At 65.4% G+C, this 2238-nt stretch carries 3 protein-coding genes; all 3 read right to left on the reverse strand.

Annotated features, from left to right (window positions below; all coding sequences use genetic code 11):
* Positions 1–1400 (reverse strand): TraB/TrbI/VirB10 family type IV secretion system protein (locus BMX99_RS19415; RefSeq protein WP_093455159.1); only part of this gene is annotated, 1400 nt, incomplete at its 3' end.
* A 2-nt stretch (positions 1401–1402) separates the two neighbouring features.
* Entirely contained in the window at positions 1403–2125 is a 723-nt protein-coding gene (locus BMX99_RS19420; protein WP_007120614.1) for a TrbG/VirB9 family P-type conjugative transfer protein, read from the reverse strand.
* A 5-nt stretch (positions 2126–2130) separates the two neighbouring features.
* On the reverse strand, positions 2131–2238 hold a 108-nt coding region (locus BMX99_RS19600; protein ID WP_254772012.1), incomplete at its 5' end, for a VirB8/TrbF family protein.

The raw sequence follows: 2238 nt of genomic DNA on the forward strand, positions 1-2238 counted from the left end.
ACGAGCACGGTGACCGAGGCGCCCTGATCGACATAGATCGTCGGCGCGATCGAGACCTGATCGGCGATGACCGACCCGACAGCGTCCTGCAGGTCGCTGCTGACATCGCCCAGGACAATGCTTGTCGTCTCGTTGTTGGCACTCTCCGCCGCCACGGCAGGCGCCGCCCCGATCACGGAAATCAGCGCCGCCCCGCCGAAGCGCTCGGCAAACTTGGTGTCGACGAGACCAGTGAGGCCCGAGCGGCCAAGCTGGTCGCCGCCCACAGCGGCGATTTCCATCGAGGTGCCGTCCGGGGTCAGGACGCGGGTCCAAAGGATCAGGATGCGCTTCTGGTGCATTTCGATCCCGGAGCGGTATTGGCCAAAAAGGCGGGAGCCCCGGGGGATCAGGATCCGGTCTCCGGAAAACGCCAGCACCGGCTCGGAGACCACCGCGACAACGGAGCCGGGCAGATCGCTGTTAATAGCGGTTTGCAGCGCCGCCTGGATGACGGATCCTTGGGTCAGCGTGCGTTCGGGATGGATGAGGCGGGCGGCCTCCTGCACCTCGAGCGGTCGCGCACTCTGCAAGAACTGCTCGTTGCCCGAGAGGGCCGGTCCACTTGCGCCAGCGGCGGCAGGATCGGCCACCGCCGCGCCACTCGCACCACCACGTGGACCGTCCGCATAGACCACGGCGGGGGATTTGATCTGGGCAGTCAGAAGCTCCTCGGCGATGCGTTCGGCCTCGCGCAGACGCTGCTCCTCTTCCTGACGCCGGCGTTGTTCGAGAAGGCGCTGATCGGCGATCACCCCTTCGCGATCGAGCTCGGCCTCAAGCCCCTCGCGCTGCGCCCGTTCGGCATCGAGCATGGCCTGCAGCCCCTCGATGCGAGTCTCGGTCTGGCGTTGGAGGTTTGCCAGCTCGGTTTCCTTTGCGGCGAGCGTTGCTTCGAGCGCGGCCTTTTGCTCGTCGAAGGCCTCGCGCAGGTCCGCGACAGCGGATTGGATTTCCGAGTTGCGGGCAGCCTGGCTGGCGGCGAGGGCTTCGCGGAGCTTGGCGATTTCGGCCAGCACCTCGGCGCTCGGTTCCGGGGCAGGGGCGGCGGGCACGTCGAGCGCTTCCTCGACGGCGATCAGTGCGTCATTGACCCGTTGCTCGGTCTCGTCGGGCGGAAACTTCAGCCGCCCGCCGGAGCCGGGGCGGCGGTCCTGAAAGGTCTCGACATCGGAGGTCTCAAGCGCACTGTCACCTTCCTGCAGACCGGTGGCCAGAAAATACGCGACCCCGGCCCCGCCAAGGGCGAGGGCGGCCGCGAGCGCGCCGACCCCGAGGCTGTTTCCGCGGGGCTTGGACTTGCCGCGCTGGCTGAACTGGTCGAGACGGTCCTGAAGGTCGGGAGGGGTTTGTTCGGCCATGGTCAGTTGCTCACGTAGATGGCGCTCTCGTCGCGCCAGGCGCAGATCGCCTCATCGCCGATACGCAGCGACCAGTAGGTGTTCACCCCAAGCACCCGGACCGTGTTGCCTTGCTGGGTCCAGTTGACCGTGCGCTCACGGCCCTGGTCATCGGCCTTGAAGAGGGCGGGCTGGCGACCGTTTTCCGGGATGACGAAGTAGGTATAGCGCCCGTCGTCATAGATATGGCTGGGGCGGAAATCACCTTCGCCCGAGACGCGGTAGTTGTAGTTGCGGGGCGCCTCAAAGCCTTTGGGCTGGGTAGCCGCCGTCGCTCGACGTTCCTCATCGGGGTAGCGGAAGCGGACTTCGAAGAACATGCCGGTGCGGTTCGGGATCGAGCCTTCGCGCAGGTGGAAGGAATAGGTGCGTCGGTTGGTGATCACCGTCATGTTGGTGGAGGCATTGGCCACATGCGGTTTGATGGTCAGCACATTGCCAAGCTCTGGGATCGGATCGACCTGGAAGCTTTCGGTGTCGCCGACGATCACGGCCTCGAAGCGCTCGCCCGCCCCGAAATGGATCGTGGTCGAATGCCTCAGATCGGTTTCGATCCGATAGACCTGGTTTTCACTATAGACGGCGGTGCGGATGCGGATGTCGAGCGGGCCGCCTTGCGGCGTGGCCTCGGCGTTTGCGGCAACAGGAAGGGCAAGCGCCAGGAAAAGCGCGGGCAGAGATTTCATCTTGGTCAGTTCTCCAGAGTCTCGGCGTCGACGCGGTAGGAGGTCACCACGAAGCCCAAGGGGTTGGCCCAGACGTCCTGAAGGCGCTGGCGGGTTTCAGGTTGGAAGTCATA

The organism is Pseudooceanicola nitratireducens (genome assembly GCF_900109195.1).
Taxonomy (GTDB): Bacteria; Pseudomonadota; Alphaproteobacteria; order Rhodobacterales; family Rhodobacteraceae; genus Pseudooceanicola; species Pseudooceanicola nitratireducens.